Genomic DNA, 17,986 nt, shown 5'->3' on the forward strand with positions numbered 1-17,986 from the left:
AAAGTCTAGGCCTTGGCCGCCGATCTACCGGCTTAGCTCAGCGGCGTGTCCAGAAGCCTGACATACTGCTGACCGCTGTGCATGTCGCGTTCCACGGCCCCGCCTTGCGGCGTCTTGCGAGGATAGGAGATCTTCACGACACTCAGGGTGTCGACCGCGAACCGCTTCACGAGCGTGGGATCGACGCCGAAGACCTTCGCCACGGCGTCAGCCGAAAGGCCAGAGGCGTCCTTGTAGCGCGCGTAGTTCTCCGGGCCGTCAAAGAACAGATCCACCGTCACCCAGAACGGGCCCGCGTTCTTCGAACGCACCTGGCGGCAGACCTCATGCAGCTTGACCATCGCGGACCTCCTTGTCCTGGACGCCGGCGCCGACCCAACGGATGCGGACCAGCTCGAACGGATCGGCGGTCTGCACGACGTGATTGAGCTTGAACTCGAACACCTGGCCGCGCTCGATCTCGGCCGGCGAGAAGGGAAAGGCGTAGCTGGGCAGCTCGATGCCCCGGCGTACCGGGAAGTGAAAGAAGTAAGGGTTGCAGACCTTGGCGATCTGGGTGGCCAAAGCCTGGGTGGCGGCGGTGGCCACGAACAGCAGGCCCACCTCCAGCGGCGCCGGAGCGCCAGGCGGCCGAGCTTGGCCAGAGACAGCGTTCCAGCCATAGGCGCGCAACGAGATATCGTAGTCGCCGGCCGCCTCTCCCATGGTGCGGCGAACGCGGTCGCGTAGCGCCTCGTCCATGCGCGCCATGAAGCCGTCGAGATCCGCCATCACCGCTCGGTCCTCGATGCCGACGATCATGATGGTCTGGAACGCCCCGCCCGCCGCGCCTTCCAATTTCATCGTGTAGGGTTTGCGTCGCCAGCGGGAGCCGGTGACCCGCACCGTCCTTGCGTCCAGGGCCCGGTATTCGGAACCCGTCACATCCAGCACGCCGCCTGGCTCGATCAGGTGGAACGGATCGCTGTTCTCATAGAGCATGTGGGCGGCGACGGTGCGCGGCTCGCAACGGTTGTCGGGCGACAGGGGCGCGATGTCGAACCCCTCAGCGTCGACCGAGAACAGAATACCGGGATTCATTGGATTGACGGTGCACTGACCACCGCATTCGGCGACCTTGGCGCCATGCCAGGCTGCCCCCGCAGCCGCGCCCAGCATCAGCGGCGCGGCGGCCAGCACGGCGGTGTCGGTGGTGCGTCCTCCAAGCACGATCTCCGCGCCCCCCTGCAGGGCCGAGATGTAGGGCTCGGGACCGAGCAAGGCGACGATGTGCGAACAGGCGTCCACCGTCGCATCATCCAGGGGCCCCAGCGGCGCCAGCGCGCGCACCTGACCGGCGGCGTTCTTGGCCTTCAGCGTCGCCTTGTCCTGCTCGGAATAGAGCACGGCGATGCGCGGGCGCAGCCCCAGCTCGTCGGCGACATCCTGGACGATCTCCAGCGTCCAGTCGACGGCCTCGTCGCAGCCGGAGGTGCCGCACGAGCCGACCAGCAGCGGAACGCCGGCGCGGTCGCGGGCGTCCATCAGGATCGCGAGGTCGCGCTTGACGGCCGCGCGGCTGTACTTGGACTTACCGGTCCCGAGATAGGCCGGGCCGCTGTCGGTCGAGCCGGCGTCGAGCGCGATGGCGTGGGCGCCAGCCGCGAGGCCCGCCTCGACCTCGTCCGCTCGCACCCCCGCCCCCAACGCCCCGCAAGGCACCAGTACCTTGACCCCGCCATCGGGGAGCTTGCCGTCGTTCATCGCGAACTCTTTCGAATTGGAGCGGTCATCAGGCCGCACGCAGGGGGAAGGCGCCGGTGGCCAGAGCGGCGATCAGCAGCAGCAGGGACGCGGCGATGGCCCATTTCAGCGAGAACCGTTGGGCGGCGCCGACCTCGACCTTCAGGAGGCCGGTGACCAGGTAGATGGCCGCGATCAGGGGGCTCAGACCGTGGACCGGCTGGCCGATGATCGAGGCGCGGGCGATGGCCTCGGCCGGCACGCCGAACTTGGCGGCGGTTTCGGCGATCACCGGCAGGACGCCGAAATAGAAGGCGTCGTTCGACATGAAGAAGGTCATCGGCATGCTGAGCAGCGCCGTGATCGGGGCCAGGTAAGGCCCCAGTTGCGGCGGGATCGCCGTCAGGGTCGCGTCGGCCATCGCCTTGACCATGCCCGTACCCGACAGAATGCCGGTGAAGGCTCCGGCGGCGAAGATCAGCAGCACCACACCCAGCACGTTCTTGGCATGGGCGGCGACACGCGTCCGTTGGACGCCGATGTCCGGGTAATTGACGATCAGGGCGATGGCGAAGGCGCCCATCATCAGGGCTGGCAGCGGCGCCGCGCCGGTCACGAGGCCGCCGACCAGGGCCAGGGTCAAAGCGAGATTGAACCAGATCAGCTTGGGCCGCTTGGCCTCCGCCTCGCCGGTGTCGATCAGCGGCGCGTCGGCGGTCGCGGGCTCCAGGGGCTCGAGGAAGAGGCGCCCCAGACGCTTGCTCTCGCCGATGCCCAGCCACCAGGCCAGAGCCAGCGTCCCAGCCAGTCCGGCCAGGATGGCCGGGATCATCGGCAGGAACACCGCGCTCGGCTCCAGGCGCAGGGCGCTGGCGGCCCGCGCGGTCGGCCCGCCCCAGGGCACCAGGTTGACGATGGTGTTGCTGAGCCCCAGCAGCAGCGCCAGGATCAGCGGGTTCAGCCGCAACCGCCGATACACCGGCAAGAGGGCCGAGATCGTCACCAGGGCCGTGGTGGCGCCGTCGCCGTCCAGCGACACGACCATGGCCAGGAGCGCCGTGCCGAGGGTCACTCGCGCGGGGTCGTCGCCGACCATCGAAAGGACCCAGCGCACCAGGGGATCGAACAGGCCCGCGTCGATCATGATCCCGAAATAGAGGACCGCGAACGCCAGCATCAGGGCCGTGGGCGCCAGCTGGGTGACGCCCTTGACCATCATGCCGCCCAGCTGCGGACCGGCGCCGGCCAGCAGGCCGAAAACGATCGGCACGATGATCAGAGCCGTGATCGCCGACAGACGATGGGTCATGATCAGCGTCATGAAGCTGATCACCATCAGAAAGCCCAGCACCGCCAACGTCATCACGCCCTCCCCTCTCCGCGCGTCGCCACGTCAGTAGTTCCAGCGCAGCGTGGCGCCGACCGTACGCGGCGGGGCAAAGATGGCCAGGTTCGCGCCTTGGAAGACGACCTGATGGGTCTTGTAGAGCTGGTCGGTCAGGTTCTTGCCCCACACCGACAGATTCCAGCGGCCGTCCGGGCTGTCATACGCGAGGCGCGCGTCGATCAGGGTGCGGGCCTTGCGGGTGGTGATCTCGTTGTTGTCGAGGTCGTCGTAGATCTTGCTCTCGAACGTTCCATCGATCGCCGCCTCGATCCGCGCGCCCGAGGCCAGCGGCTGGGTGTAACTGGACGACAGGGTCAGCTTGTGGCGCGGGCCGCGGGTCATCCGATTGCCCGAGCGGTCCGCGCCCCGATCGAACAGGCTGAGGAACTTGCCGTCGGTATAGGCGTAGCTGGCCGCCATGCGCACATGGTCGTCGAGGCGCGCGTCCAACGACGTCTCCAACCCGCGGATTCGCGCCTTACCGGCATTGGTGGTGATGGTGTCGAAGCCGCGCGTGCTGCGCACCTGAAGGTCTTTGTAGTCGGTCTGGTAGATCGAGGTGTTCCAGGTCAGACGCCGGTCCAGCAATCGGGTCTTGGCGCCCAGCTCGTACAGGGTCGCGGTCTCGGGATTGAACGGCGTCACCGCCGAGGTCGGGGTCGAGGGAGTGTCCTGGAAGCCGCCGCTTTTGAAGCCCGTTGAAATCACCCCGTACAGCATGACGTCGTCGCCGGGCGAAAAGTCGCCGCCGATCCGCCAGGTCAGCTTGCTCCAGTCGTGACTGGCGTTGACCGTATAGCGGGTCGAGGCGCGCAGCAGGGCCGTGGAGTCCTGGTTGCTGAGCGCATAGCCCTTGTCGTCCTTGGAATAGCGCAGGCCGCCGAAGACGTTGAGCTGGTCGGTCAGCGGCCAGGTGGCGTCGCCGAACACCGCGTAGCTCTCGACGCTGGCGGCCTGGATGAAGCGGTCGCGGGCGGCATAGGTGGCCGGCGGGGTCGGGCGGGACTTGATGTCCCCGAACAGCGTGTCCATCCGATCGGTGTCGCCGCTATAGTAGTAGCCGCCGACCACCCAGCGCAGCTTGGACGACGGGAGAGCCGAGAGCCGGACCTCGTGGCTCTGGAAATGGCTCTTCTCGTCCTGGCCGCCCTTGAAGTTCAGGGCGTAGATCGTGGGATTACCGCCGTCGAAGTCCTCGGCGTAATGATAGACGAGGTCGCGGTACGAACCGATATAGGTCAGGCTGGCCATCGGCAGGTCCCACGACAGGTTCGCCCGCGCGCCCCAAGTGTCGCGATCGTTGCGGCCGTTGTTCTCGGCGAAATACTGGTCGCGCTGGCCGTTGATCTTCCAGAGCGCGCTGGCCGGAACCGCGCGATCCAGTTGCACGACGTGACGGGCGTCGCCGTTCATCCGGTCGCGCGTGCCGTCGAGGGCGAAGACGGCCGTGAAGGCGTCCGTGGGCTGCAGCAGCAGTTGCAGGCGACCGCTCTTGGTGTCCTGATCCTCGGCCCGACCGCCGGCGAAGGCGTTCTTGGCGTAGCCCTCATGCTGGCGTGAGCTGAGGCTAAGCCGCACCGCGGCCTTGTCCGAGACCGGCGCGTTGACGAATCCGGCCGCTTCGAACCGCGAATAATCGCCCACCGTCACGGCGGCGCCGGCTTGCAAGGCGTCCAGGGTCGGGCGCTTGTTGAAGACGCTCACGGCGCCGCCGACGACATTCTTGCCCAGCAAGGTGCCCTGCGGCCCCTTCAACACTTCGATCCGCTCGACATCGAAGGCGTCGAAGGCCACCGCCGACGCGCGGCCATAGTAGACCTCGTCGACGAACACCGACACCGAGGGGTCGCCCGCCGCGCCGCGGTCGGACGAGCCAATGCCGCGTAGGGTCGGACGTGGCTGGCTGCTGGGGAAGTTGTCGAACGAAAGACCCGGCGTGCGGTTGGCGACATCCTGCACCTGGACGATGCGGGCCTGCTCGATCTGCTTGTCGCCGAACACCGACAGGGTCAGCGGCACGTCCTGCAGGTTCTCGGACCTCTTTTGAGCGGTCACCACAACCTCGTCGATCTGGATCGGGTCGGGCGCTGTCCGCGCCATCGCGGCCGATCCAGAAGCCAGCGCCAGGACACAGGCCGATCCTAGCAAGCCGAAGCGAGCATTCATGGTCATTCCCTCCCCGCGCTTTACATTGACAGTTTTCGTCAATGCGTTCTTTTTTGATGCGGTTACTTACATTGGGATCAATATAGAATGACTCGTCAATCTGTACGAAAATCGTCTATATGAATGAGAGCGCGCTTTTCATGTCCGCCGAAGAGGCGGCCGACGCCTTGGGCGTCACCGTCACGACGCTCTATGCCTATGTCAGTCGAAAGGGCATCCGCTCCGAAAAGCAGCCAGGCTCGAAGAGCCGCCGCTATTGGCGCGCCGACATCGAGCAGGCCCGCAAGCGCGGCCGCCCCGCCGATCCCTCGGCGGGGTTGATTGGGTCAACCGCCGTAACCTTGATGACGCCGAAGGGCCCGTTCTATCGCGGCGTCTCTGCCGTCGAGCTGGCCGAGACCGCGACCATCGAGGAGGTCGCCGGTCTGCTCTGGAACGCGCCGACCGCGTTCGCGGAGGCGGCGCCGTTCCTCCCGCCCAACTATGGCGAGGTTCTCGCCGCGCTGGGCGACCTGCCCCGCATACCGCGCGCCATCGCCCTGTTCAGCTTGCTGGAGCATGCCAATCCGCGCGCCCACGACCTGACGCCGCAGGGCTACGCTCGCACGGGCGCCGAGGCCGTCCGCTGCTTCGCCGCCCTGGTCAGCGGCGGCTCGCCGAACGATCGCGGACCGATCCACGTCATGCTGGCGCGCGATCTCGGCCTGCCGACGGGCTATGGCGACATGATCCGGCGCTGCCTGGTGCTAGCCGCCGACCACGAGCTGGATCCGACCACCTATGCGGTGCGCGCCGCCGCCAATACCGGTGTCACGCCCTATGGCGCGGCCATGGCGGGTCTCGTGGCCGGACGCGGGCGCCGGCTGCACCTGGCCCGCGCCGAGACGGTATCGCGCTTTGTCGAGGAGTTCCTGACCGGCGATCCCAGGGAGGCGGTCCTATCGCGCTTCCGCGTCGGCGAGCCGCTTCCGGGCTTTGGCCGCTATCTCTACGCCGACAAGGATCCGCGGGCGCAAGCGCTGATCGCGTCGCTGGAGCAACATGCGCCCGCGCCGATGATGCAGCGCTTCCGGACCGCCGCCGACACAATCGAGGATCTGACCGGCGCCGCGCCGGACTTCATCGTGCCGACCGTGTTGCTCGGCAAGGTTCTGGGGCTGAAGGGCGAGGAACTGGCGGTCTCGACCGTCGGCCGCATGGTGGGCTGGATTGCTCATGCCCTGGAGCAATACCAGGACAACGAACTCTTCCGCCCACGCGCAAGCTACCGCGGACCTCTGCCGGCGCGTTCCGAACCGGCAAGCCCACAGGGCTTGGATTGACGCTGAGCGCCAGTGGCAGACGCTAGCGTACTTCCAAGAGCCCGCTGCCCTCGCCGCCCGGTTGGTGGTGCGGTGAGGCCTTAACGCGACCTGCGCAGACACAAGGCGCTCCGTCGTCGATGGAGGTCAGGTGGAACGGGTTCACACGCCGGTTGCGACCAGGACGCCTTTCGATGACGCCCGGCGCCTTCACTTCATCGACGGCCTTCACCGTGCTGGCTCGATCGATACCCAGCGCGAGCCCTGGCGCGGCGTTACGCTCATTGCTTAGGGCGTGGGTGGCGAACGACGGCTGGCCGAAGATGGCGGCGTGGATGATTTACCCGCTCCAACGCGCTCGACCACGCCCGCGCCCTGGTGGCGCTATCGAGGACCGAACCTCCTCGCGGTGCCGTGACGAAGATATGAGGCTTTCGCGAAAACCGACGATCTCGCGAAAGCCTCCGTGGTCCTAGTCCTCCGGAGTAGCGATGACCCCGAGTTCGGCGAAGACGATTTCGCTCTCTCCCTTGGCGGCGCGGAGAAGCGCCAGCTTCAGGTAACGGGCCTGTTGGGCGGCGAAGGTGATCCGCTGGGGCGCCAGGCTGGCGGCGATGTTGGAGAACTCGCCCTCAGCGGCGGGGGTCCAGGCCGCGCCGTCCAAGCTCGTGGAGACCCGATAGGCGGACGGCGCGCCCGCGCCGCGCGGACGGTCCCAGGCGGGCAGCAGGGTAAAGCCGCGCAAGACGCGTACTTGCCCCAGATCCAGGGTCACGGCGCAGGGCGTCGCGGCGTCTCCCAGGGGCGCGCGCCAAGCCGAGCCCCGGCCATCGTCGATGAGGGCCTCGGCGCCGGGGGCGCTGGCCGAGACGATCCTCCAGTCCGACTTGCGGATGTCGAAGCGCCGCTCGGCCGCGCCGCTGACGACGCCGCTGACCGGATCGACCGCGACGGCGCGCACGCGCCCGCCCTCGGGCAACTCGAACGGCGTGGTGAAGCGGGTGGTCCCCGCGCCGGGCGAGGATCCATCTAGAGTGTAGCGCAACTCCAGTCCGGGGGCGTCGCCGAGGATGGAGACCCGCCCTTCGTGGTCGCGCACGATCGCGGGCGGATCGACCAGGACCGACTGCCGGAACAGGCTGATCTCGCTGATGGCCGGACCGGCGGGCGCGTCGAGGATCCTCAGGCGTAGCTTATGCGTGGTCATGGGCGCGGCCAGTCGCACCAGGCGCTGGGCCCCGATCCCCTCGTGCTGGGCGATCTCGCGCCAGCCGTCGCTCCACGTGTCGAGCGCGAAACGGCTCACGCGCAAGCCCAGCGGCAGGTGCTCGCGCAATCGCACGACGTCGAAGGTTCGCGCCTCCGGCAAGGTCAGGACCAGCTCGCAAACGCTGGCGTCGTGCGCCCAAAAGGTGTCGCGGCGGTCGTCCAGGACGGCGCTGGCGGGATGCGCCGCATGCGCGCCACTGGCCTTGGCGATCGCGCCCTTGGCGAGGTTCCTGGCGAACAGGGCCCGACGCGCGTCACCCCAGGCCTTCAGCGAGGCGACATCCTGGTCGGGGATGCGCCCGCGCCGATCCGGCGGCAGGTTCAGAAGGAGGTTCGTCCCTCGCCCGACGGACTCGAAGTAGATTTTCTGCAGGCGTCCCGGCGACTTCACCTCGGCGTCTTCGTAGGCGTGCCAGAACCAGCCCGGACGGATCGAGACGTCCACCTCGGCCGGCCACCAGACCGAACCGCCCCGCACGCCGCTCATGCCTTTTTCTTCGGTGAAGGGGCCATCGTCCATGGTCGCCCAGCAGGGGTCCTTGGCGTAGCCCTCCTCGTTGCCGACCCAGCGCAGGTCCGCGCCCTTCGGATCGAAGGTGACCGCCATCGGCTGGAGCTCGTGAACGAAGGCGATGATCGAGGGCCAGTTGTAGTAGTTGGGTCCGATCTTCCGCACCTCGCGCGCGCCGCCGTAGTAGCCGTCGCCGCCGTTGGCGCCGTCGAACCAGACCTCGAAGAGAGGTCCGTACTGAGTCAGCAGTTCACGCAGCTGGTTGCGATAGTAGGTGACGTACTCGGGGCGCCCGTAGTCGGCGTGATTGCGATCCCAGGGCGATAGATAGATCCCGAACTTAAGGCCGCCGCGCGCGCAGGCGTCCGCCATCTCGCGAACGATGTCGCCCTTGCCGTTCTTGTAGGGGCTGTTCTTGATGCTGTGCTCGGTGAAGCGGCTGGGCCACAGGCAGAAGCCGTCGTGGTGCTTGGCGGTCAGGATCAAGGCCTTGAGCCCGCCCGCCTTGGCGGCGGCGACAATCTGGTCGGCGCTGAAATCGGTCGGATCGAACAGCGACGGCGACTCGTCGCCATAGCCCCACTCGCGGTCCGAGAACGTGTTGATCGAGAAGTGCACGAAGGCGTAGGTCTCGAGCATGTGCCAAGCCAGCTGGCGGGGCGACGGCGTCGCGCCATAGGGCGAAAGACCACCCGCCGCGCGGGCCGTCATCGGCAGCGCGGACGCGGCCGCGCCGGCCAGCAGCAGGCGGCGAGACAGAAGCAGTTCAGGGCGCATCAACGGGCTCCACTCATGGAGAGACAGGGGTCTCGACGGGATCGGGGATCAACCACACCTCGGCCACCTGGTGGCCGCGGCCGCCGCCACCCACGCCGGGTGGACGGCTCCATGCCAGGCTCAGCTCGCCGGACTGGGTTAGGGTTGGCGGAACGGCCAGCTCAATGGTCATCGGGTTGGTCACGCGCGAGGTCGGCGGGTGCAGCTCAACGCCATTGGCCGTCAGGCGCATGGGCAGCTGATAGTCCTCGCCGGCGTAGACGGCGCGCAGACGCCAGGTCCGCTTCGGGTCGAGATCGCGATAGACCATGGTGATCGGACGGTCGTACAGGGTCTCGGCATACGTCGTCCAAGCCCCGCGCCAGCCGTCGTCGGGGATCTTGTCCGCCACGCCGTCGATGGCGCTCTCCCGCAGGTCGGGATCGCGGTCGAAGCCCACGCCGCGCGAGAGGTGTGGTTCGCGATCGGGATCGCCGAGATCGTCATAGAGGGCGCCGCGCGCCGCCATCGTCGGATCGGCGATCACCGCCAGCCGCGCTTGGCGCCGGGCCTCGTCCGACAGGGCGCGGATCTCGCCGAACTGCCCCCTAAGCCAGACACGGTCGTTCATGGATGCGTCCACGCGATCGAGGTTAGCGCCGCGCTCGATCGACGAGGCGCCGTACTTCTGGACGCTCAACTGGAGGCCGGCATGGGCGTAAAGACGCCCAGCGAGATCGAACAGGCGCGCGCGCAGGGCGAGAGCCTCCGGCGCATCGGGCTGGGCCAGAGCGTTCTCGGCTTGGCGCATCGCGGCCTCGGCGCCCAGCTTGGGCGCTTGCGCGAGCACCGCCAAAGCCGTCGCCTGCCGCTCGGCCTCCGCGCGTGACCGCGCGCGCGCCCAGGCGTCGTAGACCGCCCGGTAGAGCGCGGACTCAAACCGCCAGTCCTGTCGCTGCGTGAGGGAAGCTCGCCGCTCGAGATCGTCGAACAGGGCTAGGGTGGTGTCGATCCCGGCGTTATCGGCCGCCCTGCCCGTCCAGTTCTTCTCCAGCGCCATCAGGCCGTCGGCGAACCGCTCGCTGGAGGCCGCGCCGAACCGCGCGCCCAGGAAGACCCGCGCGTAGTCGCCCATCACCGCGCGCGGCGAGACGTCGGGCGACCAACCCAGCTGGAACCACAGGGACATGTTCACGTCATCGTTAACGCCTTCCGAGTAGGTCACCGCGCCCGTGTTCAGTGGCGCGAAATGGCGGAAGATCGTCTTCTGTCCCAGCGGGCGCGGATTAACCGGCTCCCTCCCCTCGGTGATCGCGAAGGCCGGATCCCACTCAGGAACCGGGAACTGTGAGTGGAGGGTGTGACCGATGTCGGGATAGAACTGGATCGGGTAGCGGGCCGGGATAAGCCGGCGCTGCGTCGCCATCGGATCGCGAGTCTGCGGCCCATGGAAGACACCGGTCAGCCACTCTGGATGGCGCTGTGTCTGGGCGTAGAACGCCTCGCTTTCCGCCCGGTCGAAGCCTTGCGCCGACACCCAGACGGTCGCGCCCGGATGCACGCGCCGCAGAACCCGCGCCTCCCGCTCCACCAGCGGGAAAAGCTTGTCGGGGTGAGTATGCCCCGGATCACCGCCGGGCGCGTAAAGCGCATCCACCTTTGGCAAGCGGCGGATCAGCGCCTCGAACGTCTTCAATTCGGCCGCGACCGTGGCGGGCTCGCCATAGTCCTTGGCCAGTAGCGGATAGTAGAGCGCGAAATTCAGACCGTAACGCTGGGCCAGGGCCGAAAGCCCGATGATGGTCTCCAGCGGCGGCGCGGGAAACAGCGGGCTGGTCGCCGCGTCATCCGACACAGGAGCGATCACCTGGATCGTGTTGCCGCCGAAAATCGCGATGTCGCGAACACGGCGCTCGAACATCGCCAAGGTCCAGGCGTCATAGCTGTTGTTCTTGAAGCGATAGCCAATCTGCACGCCGCGCACGCCCTGGGCGGGCGCTGTGTCGATCGAGAGGTCGTCCGGCGCCTCGACGCGCCCCGGCGCGATCTCCAGCTTGCGCAGCAGCCAGCCGACGCCAAACAGGCGCCCGCGCGGCGTGGCGGCCGCGATAACCACGGCCGTCCGACCGGCCGCGCGCAGTGTGCGCACCGAGAAACCCTCGGACGTCTTGGCCGCCTCGCCAGCGGGATGGGCTCGCCAGGCCCCACGCAAGAGCGGCGGCAGCAAGGCCTCGACCGCCTCGGGCCCGGCCACCACGACCAAGGGCGCGGCGAGATCGCCACGCCGCCCCCAAGACATCCCCACCCGCGCGCCGATCTCCTCCGAGAGGAACCGGGGCGCCGCGACCGTGTCCGCCTTTGCGCCGGCCTCGGCGGAGACTAGCCACGCGCGCGTCAGGTCCTCGGCGTGGGCCACCGCTCCCGCGGCTATCACCAGGGCCGCCAGGCCAAGGGCGAGACGGCCCCGCACGATCAAGCGAACGTCGGCTTGGAGGGCGGACGGGAGGACGGCGCCGCGCCGAACGCCGGGTTGGGCTTGGCGCCCATGCGGAATACCAGCCGGCCGCCCTTGGCGATCTCGTCATGGTCGATCCAGCACCGGTCGTGCGGCGCGCCGTTCCAGGTCACCGACTGGATATAGAAGCGGTCTGGCGCGACGCCTTCGGCCTCGATCACCAGACGACGGCCCTGCCCCACCGCGATCTCGGCGCGCGGGAACAGCGGCGAGCCGAACACGTAGGCGCCCAGCACCGGATCGACTGGATAGAGGCCCAGCGCGCTCATCACGTACCAGGCGCTCATCTGACCGCAGTCCTCGTTGCCGGACAGGCCGTCCGGCTTGGCCTGGTACTGGCTCTTCAGCAGCATCCGGACCTGAGCCTGCGTCTTATGGTGCGCGCCGCAGTAGGCGTAGAGATAGGCGACGTGATGGCAGGGCTCGTTGCCGTGCGCGTACTGGCCGACCAGACCGGCGATGTCGGGCGGCGAGCCTGGCGGCATCTCGGAGCTGGCCGTGAACAGCGCGTCGAGCTTGGCCTCCATGCCCTTTTCACCGCCGAACAGCGTCATGAAGTCATAGAGGTCGTGCTGGGTCAGGAACGTCGCCTGCCAGGCGTTGGCCTCGGTGAAGTCGCGCCACTTCTCCATGTGGCCCAACGCGCGCGGGTCGAACGGCGTCACCCACGAACCGTCCGCGTCGCGCGGCCGCATGAACTGGGTCGAGGCGTCGAACAGGTTGCGATAATTGCGCGAGCGCGCCAGCAGGGCCTTGGCGTCGTCATGGGCCCCGGCGGCGGCGGCCAGATGCGCCATCGCCCAGTCGTCATAGGCGTATTCCAGCGTCCGACTGGCGCCTTCGACCACCTCGTCCACTGGGATGAAACCCAGGCGCTTGTACCAGTCCAGGCCCAGGACATCGTCCTCGAAGGCGCGCTTGCGGAACGCCTTCCACGTGCGGACCGGATCGAGATTCCCCAGGCCCTTGGCTTGCGCCTCGGCCAGCACCACGGCGGCGTGCCAGCCGTTCATGGTGCCGGTCTCGATACCCTGCAAAGGCCAGACGGACGGCCCCTTGGGACTCTCCTCGGCCATGGGAACAAGGCCCGCGACGACGTCTCCCGCGCGCCGCGGATCGACCAGGGTCAGCAGGGGATGAAGCGTGCGGTAGGTGTCCCACAGCGAATAGGTGCTGTAGTTGCGCCGCCCCTTCGCGACCACGTGGTCCTTCTGGTCCATGCCCCTGTAGCGACCGTCGACGTCGCTGAACAAGGTCGGCGCCAACAGGCTGTGATAGAGCCCGGTGTAGAAGATCTTGGCGTCGGTCTCGGACGCGCCGTCCAGGCGGATGGCGGACAGAGCCTTCTCCCAGGTCGCCCGCGCCTCGCGCCGCGCGCCGTCGAAGTCCCAGCTCGGAGCCTCGGCCCGCAGGTTGGCTAGCGCGCCTTCGATATCGACGCCGGACAGGCCGACCTTGACCAGCAGCGGCGCTTCGCCGGCGTCGGGATAGCGCAGCACGGCCTTGAGGTTCTCCCCGTTGGCCTCGCGCGCACCGACGGCCAGCGGCTGGTCGGCCGAATAGAGCTGGGCGCTCTTGAACGGGCGCGATAGCTTCATGGCGAAGTAAATCCAGCGGCCCGGCGCCCACTGGAACACCTGGCGCGCGCCGACCAGGGTGTCGTCGCCGACAAGGCGCAGGGCCGCGTTCTTGACGCGGGTCTCCGGCGCCTTCTCCCACCAATCCTTCTGGCCATGTTGCAGGTCGATCAGCAGATGGCCGGGCTCGCCCTTGGGGAAGGTGTAGCGGTGCAGGCCGACGCGCTCGGTGACCGTCAGCTCGGCGTCGATGCGGGTGTCGGTCAGGCGCACGCGATAGTAACCAGGCGAAGCATGCTCCGTGGCCCGGTCGTAGCGCGAGCGATAGCCGTCGTCGGGGCGGCCGGGCTCGCCCGGCGTCAGCAGCAATGGTCCGGTCGCGGGCACGACCAGCACGTCCAGCAGGTCGGCGCAGCCGGTCCCGCTGAGATGCGTGTGAGAGAAGCCCATGATCGAGCCGTCCTGCTGGTGGTAGCCCGAGCAGGAATCCCAGCCGTTGTTGCTGGTGTCGGGGCTCAGCTGGACCATGCCGAACGGCAGGGTGGCGCCAGGATAGGTATGGCCGTGGCCGCCCGTGCCGATGAAAGGGTCCACGAAGTCGCACAGATCGCAGCGGGGCGCTGCGCTGACCGGCGAAACGGCGGCGGCGAGACCGGCCAGGCTCCCCCCCGCGAGCAGGCCTCGGCGGTCGATGGTGGGCACTTTCGTCATGCGATCGAATCCAGGGGCCGCGCCAACAGCGCGGGCTTGCGGTCGGCGATCTCGACGATCAGTTCGCCAAACAGGGTGTTGGCCCAGGCGAACCAGTCGCGGGTGAACTTGCTGGGATCGTCCTTGTGGAAGGCCTCGTGCATGAAGCCCGTCCCGGCGTGGGTGGCCTTCAGCGTCCGCAGGCAGGCCAGCACCGTGGCGTCGTCGCCGTCGGCCAGGGCGTTCAGGCCGCGCATGATCAGCGACATCGGCCAGATCAGGTCGAGACCCGCGTGCGGGCCGCCGATCCCCTCGGCCGCGTGGCCCTTGAAGAAGTAGGGATTGCGCTCGCTCCAGGCCAAGGCGGCCGTGCGGCGGAACACCGGATCATCGTGCGGGATGCAGCCCAAATAGGCCAGGCTCAAGAGCCCCGGCGCGTTGGCGTCGTCCATGAACAACGCGTTGCCATAGCCGTCGACCTCGAACGCCCAGACTGGCTGGCCGTCCGGCGCGAGGGTCATGCCATGCGCTTTCAGAGCCGCGCTCACCTCGTCGGCGAAAGCCACGCACTCGGCGGCGAAGACGGGATCCTTCAGGACCTCGGTTGACAGCTCGGCCAGCTGGCGCAGGACGGCGGCGGCGAACAGGTTCGACGGGATCAGGAAGGGATAGACGCAGGCGTCGTCGGACGGCCGGAACATCGAGTGGATCAGCCCGACCTTGCGGGTCGGCGCGCCCCGGCCCTCCAGCATCAGCGTCTCGGTGGCGAGCGTGGTTGGCCGCTGGAAGGCGTAGGGTCCGGGACCGTCCTTGCGCTGCTGTTCACGCAGGGTGCGGACCACGACGGTCATGGCCTGACGCCACTCGGCGTCGAATGGCGTAAGATCGCCCGTCGCCCGCCAGTAGCCGTGGGCCAGACGAACCGGATAGCAGAGGCTGTCGATCTCCCATTTCCGTTCGGCGACGCCCGGACGCATCTCGGTGACGTCCCGCAGCGACCACTTCAGGTTCGTGCGCGCGGAGGGATCGCGCATATAGGCGTTGGCGTAGGGGTCGATGAGGATGCAGCGCGCCTGGCGGCCAATAACACCGCGGAACAGCGTCCGAAGTTCTGGCGCCTTGGCGGCCAGCGGCAAGTACGGCCACACCTGGGCCGAGGAGTCGCGCAACCACATACAGTCGATATCGCCGGTCATCACGAAGGCGTCGGGTTTACCGCCCGCCTCGCCCAGGAACACCGTCGTGTCCAGCGTGTTGGGGAAGCAGTTCTCGAACAGCCAGGCCAGTTCGGGGTCGGCGACCTTGGCCTTCACGCGCTTGATCAGAACCTCGACGGCCGGACTGACGAAGCGTCGGCTAGCGGTCGGTGGGCGATGTGAAACGAAAGTCTGGGCCTTGGCCGAGCCGGCGGCCAAGGCGGCGGCCGCGGCGCCGCCCAGCATGGCCTCGCGACGAGAAAGACACGCGCTCATCGCGGAAGCTCCTGACGGCCTTCGATCGTGAAGCTGATCGACTGTCCCGGCGCCTGGCCGGGTTGGCCGCCGCCGATGAACAGGGTGTAGCGGCCCGGGACCACCGCGCGCGCGCCGTTCTGGGCGACCTGGGACAGGTCGCGGGGTGAGATAACGAATCGGACCTTGCGGCGCTCGCCCGGCTTCAGGCTCACGCGATCAAAGCCGACCAGCGTGCGCAGCAGCAGGCGATCGGCCTGTCGACCGCGATAGTCGTCGGGCTTGGGCGGGATCAGATAGGCCTGCGCCACCTCGTCGCCGGCGCGCGCGCCGACATTGGCCACCTCGGCCTCCACCACCAGCGGATCACCGGCCTTCAGGGCGGCGGTCGAAACAGCGGGCGGGCCGTACTCGAAGCGCGTGTAGCTGAGGCCGTAACCAAACGGATAGGTCGGATCGCCGTCGAAGTAGCGATAGGTCCGCCCCTTCATCGCGTACTCGATCAGCGGCGGCAGGTCGCGGGCCGAACGGTAAAAGGTCACCGGCAAACGGCCCGACGGATTGTTCAGCCCCGCCAGGGTCTCGGCCAGGGCCGTCCCACCCGACTGGCCCGGATACCAGGCCGCCAGGACGGCGTCGGCGTGGGTCTTGGCCCAGTCTAGCTCGATGGCTCCGCCCGAGGTCAGCACGACCACCAGCGGCTTACCGGTCGCCGCCAGGGTTTCCAGCAGGCGCCGCTGGGGAGCCGGCAGGGCGATGTCGGTGCGGTCGCCCCCGTCAAAGCCAGGCACCGCGATTTGCAGCGCCTCGCCCTCGACGTCGGGCGACAGGCCGACCACGGCGACCACCACATCCGCCTCGCTGGCGGCCTTGACCGCCTCGGCCAGCTGCGGAGCGGCCGGCGCGCGCCATTGCAGCCGCACGCCCTGGTCCTCGCCGGTGTGCGACAGCTCCAAGCGGATCTTTCGCGGACGGGTGTCGGCGAAGTTCAGCACCGCCTCGACCGCCTTGCCCGAGCCGTCGTCATCGACCACCAGCTTGTCGTCGACCCAAAGACGGACCGGGTCATGGCCCTTGCAGTCGAAACAGCGGGCGACGCCGACCACCAGGGCGTATTCGCCGGGACCTGGCGGGACCACGGCGCCGGTCCAGCGCACCCCATAGCGGGCCGGATCAAGACCCGGCGCGGGCGCCGTGCGGTCCCAATCGAAATTGACGACGCGGTCGGTGCGGACCACGTGCGGCGTTCCGGTCATGGCCGGATCGTCGAAATAGGCGGCCGTCAGACCCTGCGCCGCGTCGGGACCGACGCCGGTTCGCAAGGCGGTCTCGGGCACGGCGACGGGCACGCCCTCGGCGACCGGCGCGCCCTGAGCGTAGCGGACATTGCCCGCGCCCCATTGGGCCCGCAGACCTTGCAGCGGCGTCACGGGATCGACGGCCGTGCCGTGATAGTTGGCTTCCAGAACCTCGAGTGCGTCGGCGTCGGGACCGATAACCGCGACCCTCGCGGTCGGGGCCAGAGGCAAGCGGTTCTTGTCGTTCTTCAGCAGCACGATCGACTTGCGCGCCGCCTCCAGCGCCAGGGCGCGGTGAGCGGGCGCGTTGACCGCCTGAAGGCCGATCTTGGCGTAGGGGTTCTTCGGGGCGGGCGCGTACAGGGCGCCCAGGGCGGCGCGGGCCTCGAACACGCGGGTAACGGCCTGATCGACCGTGGCCTCGTCGACATCGCCCCGGCGCACGGCGGCCGGCAACTGAGCATAGGCGACGCCGCAGTTGAGATCGTCCCCGGCCTTCAAGGCGGCGGCCGAGGCGGCGGCGTTGTCGAGCCGGAAGTAGTGGAATTGGGACATGTCGTCGACCGCGTCGCAGTCCGAAACGACGAAACCCTTGAAGCCCCAGTCCTGGCGCAAGGTTTGGTCCAGCAGCAGCGGCGAGGCGCAGGCCGGGAACCCGTGGATGGCGTTGTAGGCGCACATCACCGAGCGCGCCTTCCCCTCGACCACCGCGCGACGGAAGGCCGGCAGGTAGGTCGCCTCCAGATCCTGCGGCGACACATCGACGTCGAAGCCGTGCCGGCCGGCCTCGGGCCCGGAATGGACCGCGAAGTGCTTGGGCGTGGCGATAGCCCGAGGATGGTCGGGATCGGGTCCCTGGATGCCCCGCACGAAGGCGACGCCCAAGGCGCCGGTCAGGTGCGGATCCTCGCCATAGGTCTCCTGCCCTCGCCCCCAACGCGGATCGCGATAGATGTTGATGTTGGGCGACCAGATGGTCAGCCCTTCGTAGCGACCCGGATCGCGATCGCCGACGGCGTTGAACTTGGCGCGCGCCTCGGTCGAGACCACTTCGCCGACCTTGCCCAGGAGGTCCTTGTCCCAGGTCGCCGCCAGGCCGATCGCCTGCGGAAAGACCGTGGCTGGACCATTGCGCGCCAGGCCATGCAGGCCTTCGCTCCACCACTCGTAGCCGCGAACGCCCAGCCGCGGGATCGGCGGGGCCGCGCTCTGCAGCTGGGCCGCCTTCTCTTCCAGGGTCATGCGCGAGACGAGAGCCGCCGGGGTCTCGGCGGCGGAAGCGGAGGTTGCCGTCAGCACGATCGCCGACGCCGAAAGGAGCAAGGGTCTGAGCATCATCAAGG

The 17,986-nt window shown here is 68.4% G+C and carries 10 protein-coding genes; 1 reads left to right on the top strand and 9 read right to left on the bottom strand.

Features of this window, described 5'->3' with window-relative positions; all coding sequences use genetic code 11:
* Positions 1-32: 32 nt before the first annotated feature.
* The 4 genes from J2728_RS11065 to J2728_RS11080 are packed head-to-tail and all read right to left on the bottom strand — an operon-like array spanning position 33 to position 5,281.
* Complete coding sequence (locus tag J2728_RS11065; RefSeq protein ID WP_309999077.1) at positions 33-341, bottom strand: DUF4387 domain-containing protein; 309 nt, start codon at positions 339-341, stop codon at positions 33-35.
* Positions 325-1,743 (bottom strand): acyclic terpene utilization AtuA family protein, encoded by a 1,419-nt coding sequence (locus tag J2728_RS11070; RefSeq protein ID WP_309999080.1) that lies wholly within the window; start codon positions 1,741-1,743, stop codon positions 325-327. Before J2728_RS11070 ends, J2728_RS11065 begins: the two co-directional genes overlap by 17 nt.
* A gap of 28 nt (positions 1,744-1,771) precedes the next feature.
* Positions 1,772-3,085, bottom strand: coding sequence for a CitMHS family transporter (locus tag J2728_RS11075; RefSeq protein ID WP_309999081.1), 1,314 nt, complete (start codon positions 3,083-3,085; stop codon positions 1,772-1,774).
* A 30-nt stretch (positions 3,086-3,115) separates the two neighbouring features.
* Positions 3,116-5,281 carry a TonB-dependent receptor gene (locus J2728_RS11080; RefSeq protein WP_309999082.1) on the bottom strand — a complete coding sequence of 722 codons (2,166 nt, stop codon included), beginning with the start codon at positions 5,279-5,281 and terminating at the stop codon, positions 3,116-3,118.
* A gap of 134 nt (positions 5,282-5,415) precedes the next feature.
* On the opposite strand from J2728_RS11080, the gene J2728_RS11085 reads away from it, so the two are divergent.
* Positions 5,416-6,597, top strand: a complete 1,182-nt coding sequence (locus J2728_RS11085; protein WP_309999085.1) for a citrate synthase family protein — start codon at positions 5,416-5,418, stop codon at positions 6,595-6,597.
* 451 nt (positions 6,598-7,048) lie between these two features.
* Here the strand turns inward: J2728_RS11085 and J2728_RS11090 are convergent, their stop codons facing one another.
* Genes J2728_RS11090 through J2728_RS11110 form a run of 5 tightly spaced genes read right to left on the bottom strand, consistent with a single transcriptional unit; the run spans position 7,049 to position 17,981 of the window.
* Positions 7,049-9,133 (bottom strand): alpha-L-fucosidase, encoded by a 2,085-nt coding sequence (locus tag J2728_RS11090; RefSeq protein WP_309999086.1) that lies wholly within the window; start codon positions 9,131-9,133, stop codon positions 7,049-7,051.
* 13 nt (positions 9,134-9,146) lie between these two features.
* Positions 9,147-11,546, bottom strand: a complete 2,400-nt coding sequence (locus J2728_RS11095; RefSeq protein WP_309999087.1) for a hypothetical protein — start codon at positions 11,544-11,546, stop codon at positions 9,147-9,149.
* Positions 11,547-11,584: 38 nt separating this feature from the next.
* Entirely contained in the window at positions 11,585-13,915 is a 2,331-nt protein-coding gene (locus J2728_RS11100; RefSeq protein WP_309999088.1) for a GH92 family glycosyl hydrolase, read from the bottom strand.
* Complete coding sequence (locus tag J2728_RS11105) at positions 13,912-15,366, bottom strand: glycoside hydrolase family 125 protein (RefSeq protein WP_309999090.1); 1,455 nt, start codon at positions 15,364-15,366, stop codon at positions 13,912-13,914. The genes J2728_RS11100 and J2728_RS11105 overlap by 4 nt, the downstream gene beginning before the upstream one ends.
* Positions 15,363-17,981: a glycoside hydrolase family 3 C-terminal domain-containing protein gene (locus J2728_RS11110; RefSeq protein WP_309999091.1), complete on the bottom strand. Its 2,619-nt coding sequence runs from the start codon at positions 17,979-17,981 to the stop codon at positions 15,363-15,365. The genes J2728_RS11105 and J2728_RS11110 overlap by 4 nt, the downstream gene beginning before the upstream one ends.
* Positions 17,982-17,986: the final 5 nt, after the last annotated feature.

Source organism: Caulobacter segnis, assembly GCF_031454995.1.
Classification (GTDB): domain Bacteria; phylum Pseudomonadota; class Alphaproteobacteria; order Caulobacterales; family Caulobacteraceae; genus Caulobacter; species Caulobacter segnis_E.

What these genes read in the sequence shown, in the direction of transcription:
- J2728_RS11070 (WP_309999080.1), bottom strand. Translation starts at nt 1,743, where the DNA reads ATGAACGACGGCAAGCTCCCCGATGGCGGGGTCAAGGTACTGGTGCCT.
- J2728_RS11075 (WP_309999081.1), bottom strand. Translation starts at nt 3,085, where the DNA reads ATGACGTTGGCGGTGCTGGGCTTTCTGATGGTGATCAGCTTCATGACG.
- J2728_RS11085 (WP_309999085.1), top strand. Translation starts at nt 5,416, where the DNA reads ATGTCCGCCGAAGAGGCGGCCGACGCCTTGGGCGTCACCGTCACGACG.
- J2728_RS11090 (WP_309999086.1), bottom strand. Translation starts at nt 9,133, where the DNA reads ATGCGCCCTGAACTGCTTCTGTCTCGCCGCCTGCTGCTGGCCGGCGCG.
- J2728_RS11100 (WP_309999088.1), bottom strand. Translation starts at nt 13,915, where the DNA reads ATGACGAAAGTGCCCACCATCGACCGCCGAGGCCTGCTCGCGGGGGGG.
- J2728_RS11080 (WP_309999082.1), bottom strand. Translation starts at nt 5,281, where the DNA reads ATGACCATGAATGCTCGCTTCGGCTTGCTAGGATCGGCCTGTGTCCTG.
- J2728_RS11110 (WP_309999091.1), bottom strand. Translation starts at nt 17,981, where the DNA reads ATGATGCTCAGACCCTTGCTCCTTTCGGCGTCGGCGATCGTGCTGACG.
- J2728_RS11105 (WP_309999090.1), bottom strand. Translation starts at nt 15,366, where the DNA reads ATGAGCGCGTGTCTTTCTCGTCGCGAGGCCATGCTGGGCGGCGCCGCG.
- J2728_RS11065 (WP_309999077.1), bottom strand. Translation starts at nt 341, where the DNA reads ATGGTCAAGCTGCATGAGGTCTGCCGCCAGGTGCGTTCGAAGAACGCG.